Source organism: Exiguobacterium sp. RIT594 (assembly GCF_003339585.1).
In the GTDB taxonomy this organism is placed as follows: domain Bacteria; phylum Bacillota; class Bacilli; order Exiguobacteriales; family Exiguobacteriaceae; genus Exiguobacterium_A.
The window spans coordinates 96438-120132 of sequence record NZ_QPKF01000003.1; the positions used below are offsets into that span (position 1 = coordinate 96438).

At 44.4% G+C, this 23695-nt stretch carries 28 protein-coding genes and 1 riboswitch; of the genes, 8 read left to right on the forward strand and 20 right to left on the reverse strand.

From position 1 onward, the window contains the following. Window positions 1-14: 14 nt before the first annotated feature. Window positions 15-1046 carry an N-acetyl-gamma-glutamyl-phosphate reductase gene (argC, locus tag DVG79_RS11620; protein WP_114596865.1) on the reverse strand — a complete coding sequence of 344 codons (1032 nt, stop codon included), beginning with the start codon at window positions 1044-1046 and terminating at the stop codon, window positions 15-17. A gap of 486 nt (window positions 1047-1532) precedes the next feature. Here argC and nhaC point away from each other — a divergent pair, with 486 nt between their 5' ends. Continuing rightward, complete coding sequence (gene nhaC / locus DVG79_RS11625) at window positions 1533-2906, forward strand: Na+/H+ antiporter NhaC (protein WP_114596866.1); 1374 nt, start codon at window positions 1533-1535, stop codon at window positions 2904-2906. A 258-nt stretch (window positions 2907-3164) separates the two neighbouring features. After that, a complete protein-coding gene (locus tag DVG79_RS11630; protein WP_026829204.1) occupies window positions 3165-3374 on the forward strand; it encodes a DUF3006 domain-containing protein in 210 nt (69 codons plus the stop codon). A gap of 88 nt (window positions 3375-3462) precedes the next feature. On the opposite strand, the gene DVG79_RS11635 is transcribed toward DVG79_RS11630, so the two are convergent. The 5 genes from DVG79_RS11635 to nfsA all read right to left on the reverse strand — a co-directional run bounded on the left by DVG79_RS11635 (window position 3463) and on the right by nfsA (window position 7475). Next, on the reverse strand, window positions 3463-3912 hold the full coding sequence (locus DVG79_RS11635) for a hypothetical protein (protein ID WP_114596867.1): 450 nt from the start codon (window positions 3910-3912) through the stop codon (window positions 3463-3465). 4 nt (window positions 3913-3916) lie between these two features. Continuing rightward, window positions 3917-4462, reverse strand: a complete 546-nt coding sequence (locus tag DVG79_RS11640) for a TlpA family protein disulfide reductase (RefSeq protein ID WP_114596868.1) — start codon at window positions 4460-4462, stop codon at window positions 3917-3919. A gap of 238 nt (window positions 4463-4700) precedes the next feature. After that, complete coding sequence (locus tag DVG79_RS11645; protein WP_114596869.1) at window positions 4701-5411, reverse strand: SDR family oxidoreductase; 711 nt, start codon at window positions 5409-5411, stop codon at window positions 4701-4703. A 79-nt stretch (window positions 5412-5490) separates the two neighbouring features. Beyond that, window positions 5491-6714: an LCP family protein gene (locus tag DVG79_RS11650; RefSeq protein ID WP_233494595.1), complete on the reverse strand. Its 1224-nt coding sequence runs from the start codon at window positions 6712-6714 to the stop codon at window positions 5491-5493. Between the two features lie 14 nt (window positions 6715-6728). Then, window positions 6729-7475 carry an oxygen-insensitive NADPH nitroreductase gene (gene nfsA / locus DVG79_RS11655; protein WP_114596870.1) on the reverse strand — a complete coding sequence of 249 codons (747 nt, stop codon included), beginning with the start codon at window positions 7473-7475 and terminating at the stop codon, window positions 6729-6731. 185 nt (window positions 7476-7660) lie between these two features. On the opposite strand from nfsA, the gene DVG79_RS11660 reads away from it, so the two are divergent. Next, window positions 7661-8572, forward strand: coding sequence for a hypothetical protein (locus DVG79_RS11660; RefSeq protein ID WP_114596871.1), 912 nt, complete (start codon window positions 7661-7663; stop codon window positions 8570-8572). 67 nt (window positions 8573-8639) lie between these two features. Here the strand turns inward: DVG79_RS11660 and DVG79_RS11665 are convergent, their stop codons facing one another. Next, entirely contained in the window at window positions 8640-8903 is a 264-nt protein-coding gene (locus DVG79_RS11665) for a hypothetical protein (RefSeq protein WP_114596872.1), read from the reverse strand. Between the two features lie 109 nt (window positions 8904-9012). Here DVG79_RS11665 and DVG79_RS11670 point away from each other — a divergent pair, with 109 nt between their 5' ends. Beyond that, window positions 9013-9855, forward strand: a complete 843-nt coding sequence (locus DVG79_RS11670) for a GNAT family N-acetyltransferase (RefSeq protein ID WP_114596873.1) — start codon at window positions 9013-9015, stop codon at window positions 9853-9855. On the opposite strand, the gene DVG79_RS11675 is transcribed toward DVG79_RS11670, so the two are convergent. The 4 genes from DVG79_RS11675 to DVG79_RS11690 form a co-directional block, all read right to left on the reverse strand. Next, window positions 9844-10776 carry a hypothetical protein gene (locus tag DVG79_RS11675; RefSeq protein ID WP_114596874.1) on the reverse strand — a complete coding sequence of 311 codons (933 nt, stop codon included), beginning with the start codon at window positions 10774-10776 and terminating at the stop codon, window positions 9844-9846. The two genes, DVG79_RS11670 and DVG79_RS11675, sit on opposite strands and share 12 nt — an antisense overlap. 115 nt (window positions 10777-10891) lie before the next feature. Then, window positions 10892-11251, reverse strand: a complete 360-nt coding sequence (locus tag DVG79_RS11680) for a hypothetical protein (protein WP_114596875.1) — start codon at window positions 11249-11251, stop codon at window positions 10892-10894. A 56-nt stretch (window positions 11252-11307) separates the two neighbouring features. Then, window positions 11308-11775: a GNAT family N-acetyltransferase gene (locus DVG79_RS11685; protein ID WP_114596876.1), complete on the reverse strand. Its 468-nt coding sequence runs from the start codon at window positions 11773-11775 to the stop codon at window positions 11308-11310. A gap of 31 nt (window positions 11776-11806) precedes the next feature. Continuing rightward, entirely contained in the window at window positions 11807-12322 is a 516-nt protein-coding gene (locus tag DVG79_RS11690) for a GNAT family N-acetyltransferase (protein WP_114596877.1), read from the reverse strand. 261 nt (window positions 12323-12583) lie between these two features. On the opposite strand from DVG79_RS11690, the gene murB reads away from it, so the two are divergent. After that, the gene (murB, locus tag DVG79_RS11695; protein ID WP_114596878.1) at window positions 12584-13498 is read left to right on the forward strand and encodes a UDP-N-acetylmuramate dehydrogenase; all 915 of its coding nucleotides are present in this window, start codon (window positions 12584-12586) and stop codon (window positions 13496-13498) included. An 86-nt stretch (window positions 13499-13584) separates the two neighbouring features. On the opposite strand, the gene DVG79_RS11700 is transcribed toward murB, so the two are convergent. After that, window positions 13585-14808, reverse strand: a complete 1224-nt coding sequence (locus DVG79_RS11700) for an aminopeptidase (RefSeq protein ID WP_114596879.1) — start codon at window positions 14806-14808, stop codon at window positions 13585-13587. Window positions 14809-14906: 98 nt separating this feature from the next. Here DVG79_RS11700 and DVG79_RS11705 point away from each other — a divergent pair, with 98 nt between their 5' ends. Next, window positions 14907-15326: a DUF1232 domain-containing protein gene (locus tag DVG79_RS11705; RefSeq protein WP_233494596.1), complete on the forward strand. Its 420-nt coding sequence runs from the start codon at window positions 14907-14909 to the stop codon at window positions 15324-15326. 93 nt (window positions 15327-15419) lie between these two features. On the opposite strand, the gene DVG79_RS11710 is transcribed toward DVG79_RS11705, so the two are convergent. Together DVG79_RS11710 and DVG79_RS11715 are read right to left on the reverse strand one after the other, a co-directional pair. Continuing rightward, window positions 15420-16256, reverse strand: coding sequence for a formate/nitrite transporter family protein (locus DVG79_RS11710; RefSeq protein WP_114596881.1), 837 nt, complete (start codon window positions 16254-16256; stop codon window positions 15420-15422). Window positions 16257-16439: 183 nt separating this feature from the next. Next, entirely contained in the window at window positions 16440-17048 is a 609-nt protein-coding gene (locus DVG79_RS11715; RefSeq protein ID WP_114596882.1) for a hypothetical protein, read from the reverse strand. Between the two features lie 140 nt (window positions 17049-17188). Here DVG79_RS11715 and DVG79_RS11720 point away from each other — a divergent pair, with 140 nt between their 5' ends. Beyond that, entirely contained in the window at window positions 17189-18058 is an 870-nt protein-coding gene (locus DVG79_RS11720) for a YitT family protein (RefSeq protein ID WP_114596883.1), read from the forward strand. Window positions 18059-18220: 162 nt separating this feature from the next. After that, window positions 18221-18865, forward strand: coding sequence for a hypothetical protein (locus DVG79_RS11725; protein ID WP_114596884.1), 645 nt, complete (start codon window positions 18221-18223; stop codon window positions 18863-18865). 34 nt (window positions 18866-18899) lie between these two features. Here DVG79_RS11725 and DVG79_RS11730 read toward each other — a convergent pair whose 3' ends face one another. The 6 genes from DVG79_RS11730 to DVG79_RS11755 all read right to left on the reverse strand — a co-directional run bounded on the left by DVG79_RS11730 (window position 18900) and on the right by DVG79_RS11755 (window position 23656). Further along, window positions 18900-19265 (reverse strand): ArsR/SmtB family transcription factor, encoded by a 366-nt coding sequence (locus tag DVG79_RS11730; RefSeq protein ID WP_114596966.1) that lies wholly within the window; start codon window positions 19263-19265, stop codon window positions 18900-18902. 178 nt (window positions 19266-19443) lie between these two features. Next, window positions 19444-19881, reverse strand: a complete 438-nt coding sequence (locus tag DVG79_RS11735; RefSeq protein WP_114596885.1) for a hypothetical protein — start codon at window positions 19879-19881, stop codon at window positions 19444-19446. 20 nt (window positions 19882-19901) lie between these two features. Beyond that, entirely contained in the window at window positions 19902-20540 is a 639-nt protein-coding gene (gene thiE / locus DVG79_RS11740; protein ID WP_114596886.1) for a thiamine phosphate synthase, read from the reverse strand. Then, on the reverse strand, window positions 20530-21300 hold the full coding sequence (gene thiM / locus DVG79_RS11745; RefSeq protein WP_114596887.1) for a hydroxyethylthiazole kinase: 771 nt from the start codon (window positions 21298-21300) through the stop codon (window positions 20530-20532). The genes thiE and thiM overlap by 11 nt, the downstream gene beginning before the upstream one ends. After that, on the reverse strand, window positions 21281-22090 hold the full coding sequence (thiD, locus tag DVG79_RS11750) for a bifunctional hydroxymethylpyrimidine kinase/phosphomethylpyrimidine kinase (protein WP_114596888.1): 810 nt from the start codon (window positions 22088-22090) through the stop codon (window positions 21281-21283). The genes thiM and thiD overlap by 20 nt, the downstream gene beginning before the upstream one ends. Before the next feature lie 117 nt (window positions 22091-22207). Then, a riboswitch (TPP riboswitch) is annotated at window positions 22208-22318 on the reverse strand. Between the two features lie 60 nt (window positions 22319-22378). Next, window positions 22379-23656, reverse strand: coding sequence for a murein hydrolase activator EnvC family protein (locus DVG79_RS11755; protein WP_114596889.1), 1278 nt, complete (start codon window positions 23654-23656; stop codon window positions 22379-22381). Between the last annotated feature and the right edge of the window lie 39 nt (window positions 23657-23695).

The window sequence follows — 23695 nt, forward strand, 5'->3', positions numbered from 1 at the left end:
AGTCATGGTCCCCTCTATATAAAGAATGGCTGTTGTGTCAGACCTAGCGTTTCTGGATATCCACTAATCAAGTTGGCATTTTGGATCGCTTGCCCGGCTGCCCCTTTTTGCATGTTGTCCAGGACGGATACGACCGTCAGTCTTCCTGTACGTGTATCCAGGTAGACCGAAAGATCACAGTAGTTGCTTCCGGCTGCCGATTTGATTTCCGGATCGGTTTGTCCGACGCGGATAAATGGTTCCTCTTTATATTTTTCACTGAACCATGTTCGCCACTGCGCTTCCGTTTTTTCGACGAGAGGCTGTAACGTCATCGTCGCCATGATGCCGCGATTGAGTGGTACTAGATACGTCGCGAGTGATACGGTGATTTTCTGTCCGGTAATCTCTTCAGCAATGGATTCAATTTCCGGAATATGTTGATGATGATTCATTTTGTACAATCTGATATTCTCACTCGACCGGACATGGTGCGTTTGTTCCGTCAACGTTTTTCCTGCACCTGATAATCCGGAGCTCGCATGAATGACGATTTGCGAAGGATCAATTACGTGTTCTTCTAATAACGGGAGTAACCCAAGTAAGACGGCCGTTGCATAGCAACCGGGATTGGCAATCAAACGACTGTCCTTAATCTGATCCCGCTTCCATTCCGTCAGTCCGTAGGTTGCTTTTTTTTGAAGATCCGAATCGACTCCTTCATGGGGATACCATTCTTCATATAATGCTTTTTCAAGGCGTAGGTCTCCACTCAAATCGATGACCGTTCCTTTCCAGTCCTGTAACTGTTTTAGATATTTCGTAGAAATTCCGCTTGGCGTTGCTAAAAACAACAGGTCAGTTTCGTCTGCTTTAATCTGTTGCAATGAGAAGGCTGTCAGTATCGGAAACTGTTTTTTATTCATAAAACTGTATAACTGGTTCATCTCCTGATCGGTCTGCGAATCGCTGATCAAGGAAACGATTTCTAAATGAGGATGTAATTCAATCAGCCGTATCAGCTCAATCGCAGCATATCCGGTCGCACCTACAATCGTACATTTCATGGTGGAAACTCCTTTGCCGTTAAATGATAACTCGATTTAAACATATGTATATTTATACTGTCAAATGTATTTTTATTTATTTAAAATATAAAAAAAGGCTTTGATCAATGACATCGTAGTCGATGTGACTGATCAAAGCCTTTTTTCATCTAAAAATCACGTTATCTTTTTTCCGCTTTCTGAGCGACCATGTGATCAATTCCATAAACACTGGCTCCCATTAATGCAACGACTACGACAAAAATTGCAGTAAACATATGTATTCCCTCCTGTTCACAAAATCGACATCTCTTATTTCCTATTGTGCAAGATTTCTAATGAAAAAGAAAGCGTTTACGACAAAAAATCGTCACATTTTTCTATATTCCGATGAAATTCAGATAGTTGACGAATGAATTCATATCCTTTAACATAACAACTGTTCTTTACTTTCGCACGTAAAAGCAAACAAGCATAAACGCAACATAGAATTAAGGAGGTGGAAGCATGCGTATATCCTTTCGTGAATCCGCAGCTGTCCTAGGAGTTAGTATCATCATATTATTATCTGTCATATTCGGTGCCAATGCCGAACCACATCTCGCTATCTTATCCAGTCTGATTTTTGTCGTAGCGTATGCCGCTTTTCGCGGTTTTAAATACGAACAGCTGGAACAACATATGATCAATGGTATTCGTGAAGCAATCAAACCGATCTTGATCATGTTACTTGTCGGTATGACGATTGCTGTCTGGATGATGAGCGGAGCTGTTCCAACACTCCTCCACTACGGACTTGAAACACTTTCTGCAACATGGTTTGCACCAAGTGCTTTAATCATTACAATGATCGTTTCCACGTTTACCGGAAGTTCCTTTACAACAATCGGAACGGTCGGTGTTGCTTTGATGGGAATCGCAGTAGCACTTGGTGTCGATCCTGCCCTTGCCGCCGGTGCCATCATCAGCGGTGCCTGTTTCGGAGATAAGATGTCTCCATTATCAGATACAACGAATTTTGCACCCGGAATCGTTAATGTCTCTGTTTTTGATCACATTCGTTTTATGATGGGAACGACAGTGCCCGCTATTACGATCACTTTCATTCTCTTCTTCATCTTCGGACAGGGAAATGGTGCAATTGATTCGCAAACCATCGGGTCTACGCAACAAGAGTTGGCACGTCTGTTCAACCTTTCACCTTGGACACTGCTGTCTCCTTTACTCGTGATGATTCTTGCATTACGCAAAACTCCTGTCGTTCCGACTTTAATCGCCGGCGTCCTAAGCGGTCTGCTGTTGACGGGATTGACTCAAGGTAACTGGAACGTCGGACAATGGATGAGCGTCATTCAAAATGGATTAAAGATTGAAACAGACAACAACACTGTCGCGAGTATCGTCAGTAAAGGTGGTCTCCAATCGATGATGTGGTCCGTCTCGCTTGTCATGCTTGCTCTGGCTTTTGGTGGCGTCCTTCGCGGGATTGGTGTCATTGATGTCATCATCGAAAACACGGTCTCAAGACTAAAGCGGGATGGCAGCATTATCTCGTCGGCTGCTCTTGCTTCAATCGGAGTCAATTTTATGGCCGGTGAACAGTACCTGTCGATTTTGTTACCCGGTCAAGCATTTAAACAGATTTTTAAAGATCGTTCGATTGATCCGCGCTTCCTCTCACGCGCTCTCGAAGACGGGGGAACTCTTGTAAATCCGTTGATTCCTTGGGGCGTATCCGGTGCCTTCTTCGCCTCCACGCTCGGTGTTCCCGTTACTGCGTACGTACCGTTCGCCTTTTTCTTATTGCTTTCCCCGTTCTTCACGTTTCTGTTTGCCTTTACTCGTCCGACTAAAAAGGTTGCCGAAGATTTGGTGGCTTAAATCATACCTTTCATCGGGCAGAACTGATTTTTCAGTTCTGCTTTTTTTATCGGGAAATGATTTAAAAATATATTTATGTTCATTTTGTTTGACAAATATTGTACAGAATTCAGCAATTGCAAATAAATATGTGTAAAGTCAAAAGGAAATGGGAATATACCAAACATAAGATTAAAAATTACAGCGAATTATAAAAAGAGAAACTTGCACCTGACCCTGAGGATGCGTTCGATGTAATTTTGTAGGAGGAGTTCGATTATGATCAAACGTGGCACACTGGAACGGCTTGATGGCAAATATGCTGTTCTTCTCTGGGAGAACGGTTCAAGTTTCATCCCCCGTCGCTATTTGCCTACTGAAGCAAGGCTTGGTGACACAATATTATTCGACGGATCAAATTACTCAATTGATGCAACAAGCTCTACCCAGTCTTCCTTTCAAACGTTTTCGTTTCGGCAAATGGGCTGACACTTAAAAAGCCATCTGACCGCTTAAAATGACTAGCAGACATCTCGTCTCGAATAGTCATTTCTTGCGACAGATGGCTTTTGTACGTTTAACGGATATGGAGCGTCTGTTGCGTACAGTTGGGACAGGACGTTTGTGTGATTTCATCCAAAGAAAGTCGAACCAACACCGAGTTATCTTGTTCACACCGATGGATCGGTTCAATGATTGACGACCTCAAAAACAAGGCACACCAAAATCGTGTTGAGATTTGTTGACATGTCGGACACTGAAATACATCATATTGATGCGGTACCCACCCGTCCTCAATTTCATCGATGTGGGCATGGTACGTTCGAATCAAATCTGCCCGAATCCGGTCATCAATTTTTTGACGACTGACTAACGGCTCTTGATACGGCGGAACAAATAAAAAAGGTAACGCTGATGCGTAATTATCCATACCATACGTCAACACGGACGGAAATCCTTTCCACTCTTCTTGCTGACCGATTTCAATGACTTGACGATACGTACATACCGCACAATATAATTCCATCCGGTTATCCTCCGATCTTACGCACCATTTCTTTCAACATTTCTTCCGTGACCGGTCCTACATGTTTCCCGACAATCGTTCCTGTTTGATCAATAATATAAGTAGCCGGCATCGCCACCAGTTGATACGTTTTCTCTGATTGTCCTTTTGTATCGTAAAGTACCGAGTACGTAATAGGGGTTTTCTTCAAAAATTGCTCCACATCACTCAATCGTCTTTCTGCGGTCGTCACATTGATCCCATACACCGGAATGGATGTTGACTTGGCGAAAGCATTCAACTCCGGTATTTCCTGCTGACACGGAGGACACCAGGTCGCCCAGAAATTGATGACGATGAGTTGATTCGTCAAATCAGACAATTGAATCGGTTGACCGTCTTGTTCTATTTCGAGATCAGGCGCTTTCATTCCTGTTTCGAGTCCACCTTCTGCTTGTTGTTTCGCCTGGATTTGTTGTTGGTTTTGTTTGGTCTGGTACGCGCTATAACTCGTATAGGCAATCCCTGAAATGATTACTGCTGCCATCAGGTACATTACATATTTTTTCACTGATTTCGTCACTCCTCTATGTATTCAGTGTAGCAGAATCGTCCACTTATTTTGTGACAAAAAAGGTAGACTGACGCGGTTCTTATTTTTATATCGAACATACCCCAATTCGTTTCTCTGCACAAAAAAACAGGAGCTGGATATTCTCCAGCTCCTGTCTCCTGAGGAAGACCGGCTCTCGAATCCGTCCGGTCTTTTTTAACATCCTACACATTCAATGCATTATTATATCGTTCAGTTAATTATAACGTGGTAATTGTTTTTTCACTTGGCGGTTGTCTTTGACGCTTCCAACGGCTTCATCTCCACCAAGCGCTTCATTTAATGCCGTTTTACCTTCTTTCACTTCCAGACGGCGGTTGAAGACGGCGCGATTGTCGACCGCAGCGACCAGGATGGAAGCAACATCTGTTTCGGAAATTGTCGCTTCCTTGACATCCTTTAAGTCTTCATCTGCTTCAATTAGTCCGCGCCCTTCGCCGTCAACGATGTTAACCGGACAAATGATGGTATATGTGAGTCCGCTATGTTCAATCTGTTCTTCCGCTGCATTTTTGGCAGCGTAAAACGGATACATTTCTTTTTTAAACTGATTGGGACGATCCGCACCGTAGGCACTGAGGAGGACGAAATGACGAACACGCGCCTTTTTCGCAGCATCAATTGTTTTTAAAGCAACCGTCCGGTCGAGTAGTTCGATTTCAGTCGGTTCTCCGTCAACACCAGCTGTCGCTGCACAAATGACAGCGTCCTGACCGGAAACACCCTGTTCGATGACCTTTTCGAGTTCTGTTTCGATATCGACATAGTGCGCCTTGACACCAAGTTTCTCAAATCGTTCCACCAGGTGTTGATGACGGACAATGACCGTAACTTGATGACCTTTTGCGAGCGACTTGACGACACGAGCTCCAATTGTACCTGATGCACCTACAACTAATACTTTCATATGATAGGTCCCTCCTCGATAGATTAGTCACCTTTACTAATTTCCACTGTTCGAGAAAGAACAAACCCGTTTTGAGAAATTAATCGTTTTTTAGTGTCCCATAAAATGTCGTATCGAGTTTCGCACGTAGTTCCTTCAATTCTTTTTCCTTCGGGAAGTCGTAGAAGATACCATTCATCCGCTCACTGACCCCTTCAACTTCAAAGTGTTCCCGTTTTGAAAACAAGGCGAGCGATAAACCGGCTGCCATCATCTGACGGACACTGACATCCAAATTCATTTCTTCTTTCATATAGCGGTTCGCTCCGGGAATACTGGACCAGCCCGTCGGTTTCATCAAATGCGTCGCCACTGCTTGAATGACTTCCGATTGACGATTCGCCCGTGCGACGTCTGTATCCGTTTTACGGTGACGGGAATACGCTAACGCCATCGCTCCGTCCATATGATATTCTTTCCCTTTTTGGAAGGAATATTGATTGGCTTTTCCGCTCGCATCTTGTTCCGAGAAGGTTCCTGTCGAGATTAAATCAACCCCTCCGATTTCATCAATTAATCCGATGAAGCTGTCAAATGAAATGACAATCTTACTGTCGATTTCTTGATCGAGAAGTCCACTGACTGCACTGGTTGTACAGTCTTCGCCACCGTAAGCAAACGCATGGGTGATCTTATCTTTTTTCCCGTTTTCACAGTCAATCGGCGTATACGTATCCCGCGGAATCGACGTCAATTGAATGGTCCGCGAGAGCGGTACGAATTGCATGACGGACAGTGAGTCCGATCTCGAACCGCGCAGGGACTCTCCCGGTCGCGCATCACTTCCGATTAGAAGAAACGTAAACGGTTGTGATCCGAAGACGATGGCCGCAATCAGGACCAGTAATAAGAAACCGATCAGCTTTGATTTGAATCGACGTTTCTTTTTTGGGACCGGCTGTTTTTTCAATCGTTGATCAGAACCTGCTTCACGTACTGGTTCTTTCGTTCTGCGGCTTCTTGATGCACGGCGTTGGCTAAAACGATTCAGCGCTAAACTAATTAACCGGGTTCCTGAACGTACGATGGTTCCGGCGCCCGATTGCAGACGTTTTGCATTAGATGCCTTTTCAGGAGCAGCCTCATGTGCGCGCGATCGTCCCAACGGTTCGTCTAAATAACGTTGACTGGCAGATCGTCCGCTCTCACGAGGTGCATCGACGGATTCCCGTGATCCTTTTTCTTGCTCTATTTTTTCCGATTCACGCAACTCTTCCTGACGTTTACGTTCTAGACGAGAACGTCCTGAATGAAATTCTTCCATAGGTTACCTCCGTATCAATCTCGGGCTAGATGTTTCTTTTGTAAAAAGTCACGCATATATGTCCGTTTCGGATCCTTCATCGAAGCAGCCATCTGATAGACCCAGCCTTCTGTCCGACGTCCATCCGTCCGTTCGCCATAGTATACAGACGTTTCATTTTCATACTGTGACAACAATCGGCGCATCGTGTCGTCATTAGTATACGTATTCCGGTGGAAGACCGCATCCATCGGAAGGCGGGGTTTTTTCCCCGGCTGCTGATCGGGAATCCCGACTGCGACACCGAATAACGGAACGACATGGTTCGGCAACGCCAACAATTCACTCACTTTGGCAGCGTCATTGCGTAGCGAACCGATGTAGACTGTTCCGTATCCTAATGATTCCGCTGCAATGACTAAGTTTTGGGCGGCTAAACCGGCATCGACCGCGCCGACAATCAGCGCTTCCGTCGTTTCGACCGTTCGATCGACGGAACCTGATGCGATTTCTGCTGCTAAGATATGCTTATGATAATCGATACAAAAAACGAAAAAGTAACTGTTTTCCGCGACATAGGATTGACCGCTCGCCACGTCTACCAACTGTTGTTTAAGTCCTTCGTCCTCGACGCCGATGATGGCATAGGCCTGCTGATAAGAAGACGTAGAAGCCGACTGCGCAGAACGAACGAGCGTTTCAATTGTCTCTTGATCTAATTGATGGGGTTTGAATTTACGGATAGACCGGTGGCTAAGTAATTGTTCGATTGTTTCATTCATGAATAATCGCTCCCTTTGATTAATGATTCTCTTAACGATAGGCAAACATTTAAGTAAGTGCAAATGTTAGATATCCATCTTCAAAAACAATCGTCCGTTAATTCCGCCCGCTGCCGGTTACTTCTTAAAAAAATCGGGAAAAGGATAGAACTAGTGTTGTGTCTTTTTGTCGAAGGAGGGCGATCATGAGAATTCGTAAGCTCCGTCTTTTACTTGAACAATATGGCGATACGACCCTTCGCGACATCATCGTAGAAATCTATCGCCAGCTCCCTAAACAAGTCATCGAAGAAAAAGACCTTGATTTGATGTTATCCCAGTTTGCTAAGTATAAAGGACTACAAAAAGAACACGACCAACCGACCGTTGAACAAACCATCGAGCAAACGGAACAATTCATCCAGCTTGCTTATGATTTGCACTATTTGGAACCAAACGAGCTCGTCTCCATACGCGAACAAAAAAACTGGTATGTGACTGCGAAACGCCTGCTCAAACATTTACGGCATTATATCGGTCGGAAAAATGGAACACGGGTTGCTTTTGAGGAATTCTTTTTTTTACTCTCCTCAGCTGCTGGAGAAGAACCGCTCTTCTTAAGTAATGATCCCTTCCGGTTGATTAAAGTGACGCAAGTGGAATTGTTCGAGGAACTTGTCGGTTATTACAAACTGGATGCATCAGACCAGTCTTGGATGCAACGAGCCATCTATACAGCTGTCAAGGTGCCAATCGATGTCGACACGGAGCGAAGTGACCTCTTCCTTGCCGTCCTCACACATTGTACGAATGTGAGTGAACGGGAATCCTATGTCGCATTGTTGAACACACATGCGAAGAAACTCCAGATGAAAGTTCGAATCGACGCGGATATTCTCGTGTTATATCAAGAGATACGTTTTGCTGAACTGCATGCCTTAATCGCCTTACGCGAACTCGAACGTGCTGAAGCAATGCTGTTTACAGAATATATCCCTTATTTTTCACATCGTTCGACCCCCTTCCGGTATTATCTGGATTTGCTTGAACAGGCCGGATTAAATGACGAACACGACCGAATCGAACGGGTTGGTCGTCGAAAACATATTCACTTTTAAAAAAATGTCCGGTAAAAAACGACGATAGGTTCTCCGGTAATCCCCGAGAACCTATCGTCGTTTTCCTTTAGTCTGTTGCATTCACGATTCCTAATCCGACTGTTGCAAGTAACGCAATGCAGGCGAATAAAAAGGCCATATCATTTGGTGAGTCGAAGCCATCATAAGTCGGCTCTTTTTGATCCGTGATAATCTCATCCATCGTCCCGTAGCTGCCGTACGTCGTGGATTCCCGGACGGTTGTTTCTTTTTTTTCGATCTCCTGTGCCTGAACAGGATTCATCCCGATCAAGATCCAAAAAAGGCCTAACGCCATCAGCAGTTTCGTCATCTCATCACCACCCAATTATTTACCTTTAATTTCAATTTAAACCATTTTAAAACCATTGATTTGTTATACTTCATGTACTGGCTTTCATTTTTTCTGAAAGGACGTGCACGTGTTGAACATTTTATCGTATGATCAGTTATCTCATTCAAAACGCCGTTTGGTCCATCGTTTACTCCGCACCAATCCGTCTCCCCCTTCATCATTTTCCTATCCGCCGACCGAACATCAGCAATGGACGATTTGGAATGAAGACTGTGTACAGGCTACGCTCGGATTTCATGTTTTCGAACATTCTGTTCAGCTCTTAAATGCTTCCTACACCGATTTACAGGCCTTCCAACGTCTCGCACATTATGTCCATTCACAGGCACTTTCGTTTTCTCCCCGTCACATCGATGTCCAAATCATACCGCCTTACGACTTTGGATTTGTCACGACCTGGAACACTTTAGGTTACTGTTTATCCAGTGAACAGTTCCGGCTGATTGGTCTGACACACGATCGACCTGCCTCCGTCCAGTTCAAACCTCTCTCCTCACGTAATCGGCATTTATTCTTGACGATTCGCAACGATGCCATCCGTTATTCTGAATTTCTTTTTCCTTACGACGCTGCCCATCTTGATTATTTAATCGATCAAGGTGTTTTGCCTTATCTCGTCTATGACAAGAAAACGATTGTCGGAACCATTCTAATGGAGCAGCATAAACAAGTCGTCCGCCTTTTGGAAATTGCGTGTTTGCCGCAATTAAAAAATCAAGGTTACGGGCGCCGGATTTTAGACACCTTCCAAACGAAGTTATTCAAGAAAAACATCTTATCGTTTGAAGTCTATTGCTGTTCCACACATCAAGAAGCGCTTCGTCTGTATCAACCGACTGCTTTTTGTGATATTCAAATTTTTTCGAATTGGCACCGTTACTCCTCTGAACCGGTTTCGTTAGTCACGTAACCGTCGAACGATGTCCACGTATTCATGGAGTACATATTGATTGTCGATTTCCTTAAAATCAACGCCTGCCTGTTGTTTTAATTGGCTGCCGATGACAAATAAACTTTCGTAATAGCCGCTTCCCATGCTTGCCGCAAGACCCGGCTGATGATTATGGAACGCCAACAAGGCATCTTTTACGATTTCTTGCTGATTCGGTTCCATCAAAACATCCTCTAACATTTTCGGAAATTGTTCAGTCTGGCGACCGACGATGGCATAAAAGAGAGGGAAATGTTTGGCATACTGAAATGCTACTTCGTAACGCGTATGATCAATGATTGGTCGGACACTTTCGAATTTTGCCCGTTGAAGACGTTCAACCAAGCCGACGGTCGCAGGATTTTTAAACAGAGAAAGACTCTGTTCATCCAGTGCTTGTTCGTGCGTCAACAATAAGACGATATCGAGTGTGTTGATTTCATCCGTTTCAAGAAAACGGTCACTCCGTTGCAACACCGTTGTGTAATCGAGGTCCAACCCTGAATCGACGGCAAGTTGAAACAAGACGTGATCATAGACGGTATATAGACCTACCGGAAAAGATAACGGCTGTCTGACAAGCGATTGGTGGCCTTCCACTGTCATGATTTGATTCAAATCCAGTCCCTTCGTAAGTAATTGTTGAAAGAGTGACGCTCCCTGACCGCTTTCTGCCAACTTTATCAACAGGCGATCCACCTCAATCAGCGGCTGTTGCGTCTCAAGGGCTAAAGTAAGGTGTTTATCGGATTGCAACGCAACGGCTCGTCCGATAAAATTCAAGGCTTTTCGTTCTTGTTCTGTCAGTAGTTGATTGTATGTCTGAAAGGTTTCACGCTCAAGTGTAAGAAAAGCAGTCATCGCTGGAGCGATTGCTTCGTTTTTAACAAATCTTTTCATAATTCCAGTCCTCCTGCATGTTGTCTCTCTTCGTAGTGTACGCAATATTGAATCGTCTTGAAAGGCTCAAAAAAAATCTTGGTGGCTTCTACGGAAAAGGAAGCGACCAAGATTTTCATTTTTTACTGACCTGAAGATGTGAATTCCGGAATGCTTCATCCTGTTTTCCGGTTTTTTCGACACTGGTTCCAATCGAACCGCTGTATTCAATCTGTTGTTTAGGCTGAATGAATTCATAAGTAATGGCCGGTTCACCGCGCAGACGTACTTTAATCACTTGACGATGTTGAATTGAAAAAGAGGCCTTCACTTCGAGTAGTGACGTTTTATCGATATCATGTCGGGCCTGCAACATCTTCGCTAACTGCTCTTCCGCACTGCGCTGGCTGCTTTGAAGTTCAGCATAGGAAATTCCGACAGCAAACGACAACACGCCAATCAAACTTAACGCGAGAATGACCAGTACTTTTTTCAATGACTGACTCACCTCCAGACAAAGTTCTTCCTGCTCTCTTCATCGGTTCGTCCGTCCTATTCCTGAAGTCTTTTTGAAACTTCCTTTACGCTCATCTGCATGTCCAGATGGGGAATTCCGTCCTCCAAATAGACGTCCGATATTTCCTTAAAACCAAATGAACCGTAAAACTGTTTTAAATGTGCCTGAGCCTGAAGATCAATCAAAGTCTCATCCTGTCCTTGGATGTGGGCAATCGCTTCATTCAGCAGTCTTCTCGCTACACCGTTTGACCGGTAATCGGTTTGTACCGCCACCCGACCGATTGCGACTGCGCCCGACGGCTTCCTCGGCAAGATACGCAAACAGCCAATCAAACGTTCCCCATCGTACGCTAGACCATGCAATGCCTCCTGGTCACGGTTATCGAGTTCTGGATACGGACAGTTTTGTTCCACCACAAATATATCCGTTCTTAATTTCAATAATTGGTATAAGCGTGCACCATCCAATTCATCAAATGCCATCCACTTCGTGTGATACATACCTGATCCGCTCCTCTGTACTTTTGAAAAATCAACCTCTGAACAGCCGGGATAACCGGCAAGAATAAATGACAACGGGAATTCCGTTAAAGACCGTATCTTTCTCCCATTGTAACCCATTCGCACGAGCGACATTTTGCGAAGAATGATTTTCTGGGTGAATGATTGAAATCAGACGATCATGTCCCCGCTCGAACGCTTCACGCATTAATCGTTTGGCCGCTTCCCGGCCATACCCTACTTTCCAATGAATGGGCGTCAACCAGTAACCGACTTCTAATTCATCGATTCCATCGACTTGTTGTAAAACTAATCCGGCAAACCCCACAGGTTCATGCGTCTCTTTTTTGATCAACAGTAAAAAACCTGTTTGCCGCTCATCCTCATAACGATCGAATTGACGTTCGAACCAATTTCGCGCCTCATCTTCTTCCAGCATGACACCGCCGTTGATATACCGCATGACTTGTTCATTTTGCACAAGACTTTTATAAAAAGTAAAATCTTCTTCCACAAACGGTCGCATTTCCAATCGTTCACTCTCCATTTGAATCCCCCGCTTTCCGCATGACAGTCTTTTCTTTATTTTTCCCTTTTTTACTTTCATTCATTCCTAATCCGTTCATTTTTATAAAAAGAAAACAACATCTACATGTTGATTCGATTACATTCTTCATGAACAGCTTGCTTTTTATCTGTCAACTCTGTATTTTGGGAACAGTATGCTAAACATCAATCACGGAATTAGTGTAAAATATATTTTGAGCGTTTTTTTGGCTGAATGGAATTTATGAAAAAGGACTGAGACATGATGACTGAGCAATTATTAGCTGGATTATATGAAGGTATTGCAAAAGAAGCTGTTTTGATTAATGAACCCTTAAAAAATCATACGTATACGAAGATGGGTGGATTGGCAGATCTTTTCCTCATCCCGTCGACATACGAAGAAACTGCCTTCGCCGTCCGGTATGCGTATGAAAATGACCTCCCGTTGACGATGCTCGGAAACGGCTCGAATCTCGTCGTCCGTGACGGGGGTATCCGCGGAATCGTTTTATCTTTTGAAAAGTTAACGGATATTTCGGTTGAAGGTCACGAACTGATTGCCCAAAGCGGTGCTGCGATTATTCAGGCTTCACGTATCGCCTACGACCATGCTTTGAGCGGGCTCGAGTTCGCCTGCGGTATTCCGGGAACGATCGGCGGAGCCCTGATCATGAATGCCGGAGCATATGGCGGAGAAGTAAAAGACTGTCTCCACAGCGCAACCGTCTTGACACGTAAAGGTGAGTTATTGAATATCTCACAGGAAGAGCTTGAGCTCGGATACCGGACGAGCTGTTTTTCGAAAAAAGAGTACATCATTTTAGAAGGACGTTTTTCACTAACAGAAGGCGATCCTGCTCTGATCAAAGAAATGATGGATGATTTGACACATAAACGGGAGACAAAACAACCACTTGAATACCCTTCTTGCGGGAGTGTCTTTAAACGGCCGGAAGGATATTTCGCCGGTAAATTAATTCAGGATAGCGGATTACAGGGTGCACGCATCGGTGGTGCAGAAGTTTCTCAAAAACATGCCGGTTTCATCGTCAACATTCAAGACGCGACAGCGACTGACTACATTTCGCTTATTCGCCACGTGCAGGAAACCGTTCAAGAAAAGTTCGGCATCTTACTCGAGCCCGAAGTGAAAATCATCGGGGAAGAAGCTTGATCGTTTTTTATCATATCCAACCAAACAAAAGGAGCACCCGGACATGATCAACATGTCGGGATGCTCCTCTTTTCTTACCTTCAACCTTAGATTGCCCAGTTACCGTCACGCATCAGTGGTTCGCGTGTACCGTCCGATAACTCGCCATCAATTGACATTTGACCTGAACCAATCATGAAATCGACGTGTGTCATTGAATCGTTTGCACCTTGTGCCGCTAATTCTTCGTTCGACAAACTTGGTCCATTTTCAAGGCAAGTGGAATAGGCACGACCAATCGCCAAGTGACATGAAGCATTTTCGTCAAACAACGTATTGTAGAACAAAATACCAGAATCTGAAATCGGTGAATGGTGAGGCACGAGGGCCACTTCTCCGAGATAACGGGCACCTTCATCCAATGAGATGAGTTCGTCAAGCGCTGCTTGTCCCTGTTTCGCTTCAGCTTTGACGATTTTTCCGTCTTCGAACCATAACGTGAATTCATCAATCAGGTTCCCGCTGTAGCTGAGCGGTTTTGTGCTTGAAACATGACCGTTGACGCCCGTTTTCTTCGGTAACGTGAAAACTTCTTCCGTCGGCAGGTTGGCGATGAAGTCGACGCCATCCGCGTTCGGTCCACCTCCACCGAGCCAGACGTGACGCTCCGGCAATTCAATCGTCAGTTCTGTACCTGGTGCTGAATAATGCAACTTGTTGTATTTCTTTTCTGTCAGGAAGGTAGCTTTCGTCCGCAGGTTGGCATCATGTTGCTCCCAAGATGCGACCGGATTGTCCTGGTCGACACGTGTCGCTTTCAAGATTGCATTCCATAGGTCTTCTACAGCGTTTTCCGACTCTGGGAATACCTTTGCCGCCCAGGCATCTGACGGCGCTGCAATGACGCACCAACTGACGTTATCGCTCATGACAAACTTGCGCCAATTAGCCAATGCAACACCAGCGGCTTTGTTCGCTCGTGCAATTCGACTTGATTCCACACCGTTCAATAAATCCGGATCTTCACTGACAACGGACAAGAAGGCTGTTTTTTCCTCTGCCAATTGATCAAAACGGGCTTTTAACCATTCTGGGAACGCATCAAATGAATCTTCCGGTGCATCAAAGTAACGGATTTTCGTCATTTCGTCATCTGACCATTGAACGTAGACATTTGAAGCTCCCACTTCATAAGCAACACGCGTGATTTCACGGACTAACGGTGCATTTTCAATTCCCGCCCGAATTTCGAGTTGTTGACCGGTTTGCAGGTTGATTCCTGTACGTACGGCAAGTGCAGCATACTTTTTTAATTGTTCTTGAGTCGGCATTATGTAATCCCCTTTCAACTATTACTCTTATTTTCACGAAATAGTTGCAATTTTGCAAGAAATAAGGCGAAACTAGAGATACAGAAGGAGTGTTGATGATGGAATTTACACCAGGAGATTTTAAATCCGCTTATACCTATTTCCACCGACAAGCATTAACAGCTGTCGGAAACGCGAAAGCGCAAGAAGACTTATTGATTCAAGGGGAACTCGGATTAGCCCGATTGACGACAGATCTTGCCTCTGAGGACGGCTCGGATGTCGAACGCGAAGCAGAACTTGTTCTTTACTTCCAGCTCAAGCAGTTGCTCGACATGCTACGCGCTTTGTACAACAAACGTTTCGAGATGCAACCGGAACAGGAGCAACTTTTATTGACCGCTGTTCTTTACTTCACGTCCCCGGTCGACGCTTTACCTGACGAAAATATTTTAGGACTGTTTGATGATGCTCAAATCGTCGAGGCTATTTATGAAGAACTGGCTGCAGATGTTGATCGTTTTCAACACCTTGAATGACAACAGGCACTAATGGCAAACATCAAAAAAAGAAGGATCCGATTTTTCATCGGACCCTTCTTTTTTGCTCTTAAACGCATAGAACTTACCATTTTAGGCTTTTTGTTTTGAAGCGATATTGATTGTTGCGGCCTGTTCGTTCGATTGATCTACTTCAAGCTTCGATTTATTGAGCCATGTGTAAACCATTCCCATGAACAGTGCTCCACCGATAATGTTTCCGAACAATGCCGGAACCAGGTTATGAATCGCGCCGGCAAAGGAAATTGCTTCCGGATGCGGGACGACTAAAGCAAGTGAGAACAATGCCATGTTGGCAATGACATGGTCAAAACCAGATGCAAAGAATACAGCGACCAAAATCATCATCATCATGATTTGTGCGAGTTCATTTTTCATGTTTTTCGGAATGAAAATCGCTAGACAGACCATCCAGTTACAGAAGATGGCTCGTGTAAAGATCTCCCATGTCGTATGATGAATTTTCGTCTCGGAAACAGCAAACAGCCAGTTCTCCATTCCAAGCTCCTGAATAATCCCTGTTTGTGAGAAAAGTAAAGCGAAAGCGAGTCCACCGAGACCGTTTCCGATGAAACATAATGTCCATACTTTAAACGTATCCATTTTCGAAGTGAAACCACGCATTGTCGACGTCGTGAAATACATCGTATTTCCGGTAAATAATTCTGCTCCCCCGTACACGATCAAGACAAGCGCGACACCAAACGTTAACCCACCGACCAGTGTCGTAACCGGTGATTCATTTAAATATAAACCGTTGATTGCTTTAAGTGTAAATATGATGGCAAAACCAATGAATACTCCTGCTAACATCGCTCGAACCAAATATTCGAGCGGACGCATCCGCAGCATTTGTGTCGATTTTACAGCTTTTTTCCGTAATCCTTCTAATGCTTCTACTTCATTCATTGTAGAAACCCCGCTTTCTTTTGTTCAACACTTCACAATGTCTGTTCATTTATTATCATACTTCCATCTTATAAGATGTTCAAGTCATGAATAGACCCTATTTAGCGTTTTATCAAAAGAACAGGATGTAACCGATACCATTGTGTCAAGTTTGTGAAAAGTGCTTTTTCTTGGTGAATACAACTATTTTCCTGGAAGAATCCGCAACGATTCTTGGAACTTTTCAAAGAATACAGCCCGCCTGGAATTTACGAGTACATAGTCCTCGACAACGACACGATTAAACCGGTTTGCGGAAGAACTGGCACGTTCAATATCCCGGGGTGTATAGGCTTCAACACGTTGTCTGTCCATATCGAACGTGACATCAGAAAATGAATCCCGATAACGAATTTGAAGTTCGGATAAATCAGATACACTCAAAAAAAGTGCTAACGTATGATGCATGATCACCTTGGATAAACGACTTTCCAAAAATGAGGCCTTGCCGGATTCGGTCATCTTCCCGCTGCTTCCTGTCCAGTCCGCCTGTTCTTTTTCGGTAGGTTTGTATGTCAGCTTGACTGCCGTACCATCCACTGTTACACGGGTCAGCGCTTCGGAAAACGGCAACTGCTTGACCAATTCTTCAATCGCGGCGGTATTGGACACTGATGTCCCGACATGACGTGCAATGACATGACCATCTTTAAAACTTTCTTCTTCCGGTGGCTGCTGTTGATTCCAGACGACCCACGAACCTGCCGACAGTCCGATCCCGATACACAGAATGAACAGTATGATTTTTTTCAAAAAAAATGCTCTCCTTTCTTAAAACGGGCTGATTTTATTGTTCTTTTTTCAAATCAGGGGTTGAATTAATCTTCATATCAGCGTACTCTTGCAGGCAGATACTTTATGGAGGAGGAGCATGAGATTTCTCATCACTTACAATGAAAACTAAACAACCTGCAAAGAAAAAACGTACAGAGAAAATTGGTTTTCTCTTGATTGGGACATTGCTGTACTCGTTGTACATCAGTCTTCTCTTGTCGCCAAATGATATCGGATCTGGCGGAATCATGGGAATCACACTTATTGTTCAGGAATTATTCCACACACCCATTGGTTTGACACAACTTGTCTTAAACATTCCACTTTTTTTACTTGGATTTCGTTTTTTGAGAAAACGTTTTATGTTTTTATCCGGTCTCATCGTCCTGGCCTCATCATTTTTAATTGACTGGATTCCAACGCAAATCGTTCCGGAATCCTTAAATGATCCACTGGTTGCTTCGATCTTTGCCGGACTCGTCTCTGGTTTAGCGATGGCTTTAATTTTCTTTGGCGGCGCCTCGACAGGCGGACTCGACATCCTCGGAAAATTCTTTTATGCCCGCTTTCACAATTGGCCGCTTCCCCGTATTTTTTTAATGCAGGATTTAGTCATCTATGTACTCGTCTGGTTCGTATTTGATTTGAAGCACGTCATGTATGCGTTAATCATGAGTTTCGTTCGGGCGAAAGCACTTCAGACGGTGTATAGTTTTTATTCCGCTTCTAAACAATGTATCATCATTTGTGAAAAAGCCGATGAAATCAATGAAGTGATCACAAAAGAACTTGGACGTGGCGTAACAATTCTTGATGCACGGGGCGGTTATTCGAAACGGACGAAAAAAATGGTTTATGTCGTCGTCCAGAATAATGAGATTCTCAAACTCCAGGAAATTGTGTCCTCTGTCGAATCAAACGCTTTTGTGACGTTTTCTGAAATCCATACGGTCTTCGGAAACTATAAAGAACATTCCTATTCTTTTTAATCGTCTAACATTCTGTAGCCGCTACACTCGTTGTAGCGGTTTTTTGTGTATAATACGCAAAATCAAAGAAAATGTTCCATATTTTTTTGAAGAATCCTTCACTTTTTGGGAAATAGTGGTTAAGATAATGACATTACGTTTTGTAGAAAAAGGATGGATTGTATGAATCAACTATGGCGGCACCGTATCATCCTCATCCTGATTGTCAGTCTGTTCGCCTCGATTCCACTTTTGTATGCCTTAAGCGGATATCGTACGATTTCTAAATTGACGCAAGAGATGCATACACAAGATATTCTAATGATTAAACGAGTCGACCAATTGATCGAACATAATCGCGATCGGGCAAATGCCGTTCGCGGCCTGTTGTTATATGAAGATGACCGTTACATTGAACAATATTACTTTTCCACTTCTAAAGTTCATGATTTGCGACGTGTACTGAATTCATCCAATCAGACACCCGGTGCGGTTAAAGATTTACTATTACGTAACAATGTGTGGGAGGAAGAGATTCAAGAAGTTTTTACCGTTTACGAAACAGATCATCCGCAACGGGCTAAAAAATTAGCCAAACAAACAACTCAAACCACACAAACGATTCTTGAAGACTTGTCACAAATCAAAGAAAAATTATATCGTGATCTTGAACAAAAACTGGAATTGACTACTGAAATGACGGCAGAGTATAAACGGATGTCCCTCAGCCTGTCGATTTTAGCTTTTTTGTTGATTGCAACGACCATCATCTTATTTCACCGGTCCAAGTCACTTCACGAAAACACAACAAACACGTATCGTCCATGAGAACGATACGTGTTTGTTGTGTTTTTCAGTACACTCAAGAAGACGCCTTGCCTTCATTTACATGTTCCATTGCTAAGTGAACGAGCGACGATACATGATGATCGTCCAGCGAATAGTAGACGACTTTACCTTCTTTTCTGTATTTCACCAGTCCTTGTTTCAACAAGGTACGGAGATGGTGAGAAGCTGTTGCAATCGAACAATCCACAGAAGCCGAAACATCACAGACACAAAGTTCCTCTTCCACCGTCAAGGCGTAAGCAATCCGTAACCGTGTGGCATCTGACAAGACTTTGAACAACTTTCCAATGTCTGTCGTTGGAATCGTATCGACGACTTGTCCAATCTCTTCTGCACGTACTTGATCAATGGCAATCGTTTCACAACGTGGTGCATCCACCGTCATCACCTCTTTCCCTTTCATTCCACCATCGTTTCAAATGAATTGCAAGAAAATCACTTCAGGACTCAACTAGTGCCTACTGTTCCAAAAATCGGAAACTCAAAAAAGTCTGTTTCCCGTCGCTTAGAACGGAAAGCAGACTTTTTCATTGGACATTCCTGTTTGAATCATCTTTTCATTTCTCACGGTTTCGTCTTGAGATTGCGTAAAAGAACCAGCCACCTAAAAAGTTTCCGATATCCCAGACAATCCGGTTTGAATCGACGGCACGCACACCGATATCAATCACGCCTGTACTTTTCAAACGTTCTTTATAGCGGTTCCGTAAAAAGCGGGGTAACGGGAGAGGTAACATCATCCGGTAAAAAATATCCAGATGTGTGTGTCCCCAGATTTCCGTTGCGATCGAGCTCGTTTGGATGAGTAAGGAACGTTTATACTGTTGTCGGTATTTATTCTTTAATAACACAGCTAATTGATACGAATAACGATTCGGGAAAGGAAATAGAGCTGCACCTAAATGATATTTCCCGCGATTATCGATTCGAATGATTTGCGGTTCGATTTTATAGCGAATCCAGCGTCCTCGAAATCGAACAGACTGCCATTTCACGACTATCACCTCTACGTGAATTATACCCTGCTTGAGGCGCTCTGACGCACTTGTTTCACGGTCGTCTTAAATTTTTTCGTCGTTCGTTCAATGTCTTCATTTGCAAATAAAGCTGAAATAACGGCATATCCGTCCACTAGAGAACCAAGTTCCGGAACGTTTGTCTCAGTAATACCACCGATTCCCACCAACGGGATACGAACGGCTTTCCGAATCTGTTCCAACGTCGCCCGTGCCATGCATGTCGCATCTTGTTTCGTTGCTGTCGGAAAGAGTGAACCGACCCCTAAATAATCTGCACCTTCCCGTTCTGCCACCACAGCTTGTTCGACCGTTGAAACGGAAACCCCGATCGTCGCCGTCGGTAACAATCGACGTGCTTCCGTTAAAGGAATATCATCTTGACCGATATGCAAACCGGCACCGACCAGTAAAGCGATATCAATCCGATCATTGATAATGAACGGAATATCGTAACGTGCAGTCAGATCTTTTAAGGCAATAGCTGATTCCAGAAAAGTTTTACCGGAACTGTCTTTTTCCCGTAATTGAACAACCGTTACGCCGCCTTTAATCGATGCTTCGACAGCGTCCACCAGAGAAAGATGCGGGTGCAGACGTCGATCGGTCACGGCATAAATCAAGTATTCACTGTCCATTCATCTGCACCTCCGGCAAACTTTCTTCCGTCATCAGACTGACCGCGTCAAACAATCCGGTCCGAAAACTTCCGATACCAGGACAATCTCCGGCTGCTTCTCCTGCCTTCCCCATGACATGCGTACCAAATACAGCTGCATCGAAACGATCGTATCCTGCTCCTAAAAAGGTCGCAATCAAAGAAGCGGTCATACATCCAGTTCCCGTCACTTGGCCGAGTCGTTTCGTCCCGACATCCAGATGATGTTGACGGACTCCATCCGTCACAAAATCAACCGGTCCGGTGACGACGATGACTTGTTTCGTTTCACCTGCAAAGGTATGGACACTTTGAAGATCCAGTGATTCTCCTTCTGCAACGTCCACTCCTTTCGTACGAGCGGCCTGTCCGAGTAATGTCTTGATTTCCGATGCATTTCCTTTAATGACCGTAAAGCTGATTTCATCCATTAACTGCTTCATAAAAGCTGTTCTTAATGTCGTCGCTCCTGCGCCTACCGGATCCAAGATGACCGGTTTCCCCAAGCGGTTAGCCGTTTTCCCTGCTAAAAGTTGGGCTTGGCGCATGTCCGGATTAATCGTCCCTGTATTGATTACGACGGCATCTGCGTGCCCGACCATCTCCTCCACTTCCAGCAGGTCATCTGCCATCACAGGAGAGCCACCAAGTGCCAGTGTCATATTGGCGCAGTCATTAATGGTTACAGTATTCGTTAAATGATGAATCAACGGTTTTTTATCATGAATGCGTCGTAACATGTGTATCCCTCCAAAGTTCATGAAAATGATGTGTTGGTCCAATTCCGTGTCCAAGAGCAAAACCGTGACGAATGGCTTCCGTCACATAACGTTTTGCATAACGGATACTGTTTTCCAGTGAATGACCGAGTGCAAGATAGGAAGCGATCGCAGCAGATAATGTACAGCCTGTACCATGGGTATGACGGGACTCGATCCGCTCTTGTTCAAAGACGACATATCGCCCGGCTGTATATAAAAGGTCACTGGCATTCTGGCCCTCCAAATGTCCGCCCTTGAGCAAAATAGCACCTGTCCGTTTTTCAGCCAGTTTTTCCGTCGCTTGTTTCATATCGGCAAGCGAATGAACTGTTCCGCCAATCATCCGCTCAATTTCAGGAATATTCGGAGTCACAAGGGTCGCAAGCGGTAAAAGCTGTTCGAGCAATGCCTGTTCCGCATCCGGTTGTAGCAAACTATGGCCCCCTTTTGCGACCATGACCGGGTCAAGAACAATCGGCAGATGATACTTTTCCAGTTGTCGGGCAATCACTTGAATCGTGTCCTGATTGGAAACCATTCCAATCTTGACGGCATCGACACGGATATCGGAAAAGATTGACGTCAACTGTGCTTCCACAAGCTCGGGCGATACGTCTTCAACCGCTTGAACACCCAGTGTATTTTGTGCCGTAATCGCCGTGATGACACTCATTCCGTATACACCGAGTGCCGAAAACGTTTTTAAATCTGCTTGAATTCCAGCTCCGCCTCCGGAGTCGGATCCAGCAATCGTCAATACGTGTTTCATTCCAATTCCTCACTTTCCTGTGAGCAAATAAGGAGAAAACGGACAACAAAAAGCGCCGTCCGCTGTAAAAAAGCAGACGACGCCATGAACAACCAGTTCCACTGATTGAAGTCTTCATGTCTTCGATCTCAACTTTCCTACGCTGGTATTATCCAGTTCAGGTGACAGGGTCGAAAACAGAATGGTTTTCCTCTCAGCCGGACTCCTCCAGCTCCCCTAGTTGCTCGTAATTTAAATTCTTTTTCACTGTATCACAGCACCATAAAAAAAACGAGCCGAAGCTCGTTTTTAGAGGTATCCAAGTGGATTGACCGTGTTAGCCGGTCCTGTCGCACTGTATTGGTATCCACCGATGTGCAGTTCAAAGTGGAGATGCGGTCCTGTCGAATTCCCGGTACTGCCAAGAGTACCAAGCGTTTGACCTTGAGTGACCGTCTGACCTGCTGAAACCGATAACGAATTCATATGACCGTACACTGTTGTATACACCTGACCGTCAAGGAAATGTGAAATCATGACGTGATTCCCATAAGGTCCGCCGCTTCCAGCCGTAATGACTGTTCCGGAAGCCGCAGCTCGAATCGGTGAGCCGACGGGGCCACTGAAGTCAACACCATTATGGAACGTATAGCCGTTCGCTCCACTAGCCGGTCCAAAACCTTGTGAAACACCGCCTGAAGCCGGACGAACGAACTTCGCGGATCCCGTCGGCACACTGCTGACAGGAGTCGGAAGAACCGTCGCTTCGCTTGACTCGCGCGTTGATTTTGCTGCCTCTTTTGCAGCACGTTCAGCTGCTTTTTTTTCAGCAGCCGCTTTTTCTGCTGCTGCTTTCGCTGCTGCTTTTGCTGCCGCAATCGCTCTTTCTTGAGCCTCTAGAGTTGCTTGTAATTCTTTTGCGTTCAACAGTTTGGTCGTGAACTTTGTTTTCCCTTTACGTAATTTCTTTAGGGTTGCACTCCGTTCTTTCATCTGTTGTTTTAACTGTTTCTTTTGGACGAGCAGTGATTCTTTTTCTTGAACACGTTCTGTCTTTTTCGCAATAAGATTTTTTTTCATGTCTGCCAGCTTTTCTTGTGTTTCCAAATAAGCAGAAATCATTTTATCATCTTGCTCTGCAATTTTTTTCCCGGCCATGACACGGCTAAACAAATCACCCAAGTTTTTCGAACCAAAAATGACCTCTTCCCATTTGATGGAATTCCCATCATTTTCTTGAAGGACACGTAAGCGGTCACCAAGCAACTCTTCCTGTCGGGTGAGCATGATTTCATAACGGGCGATTTCTGCCTCAAGATCTTCAATTTGGAGATTCAATTGTTTTATCTGCTTGTTTTTTTCCGAAATCCGGAAAATATTTTCGTTGATGGCCGCATCAATTTTATTAATTTCGCGTTGCTCTACTGATATTTTAGCTTCTTGTTTTTTGATGGCTTTTTCCAAGCGACGTTGCTCTGTCGCATTTTGAGATTTCTTTTCTTTAATCGTTGCAGCTTGACCAGAGGTCGGCACAGTGGATACAAGTAACGCCCCTAACAATACCGTTGCGAACAATTTTTTTAGCATGTTTGGTTTCCTCGCTTATGTATGATTTCTTATTTGAAA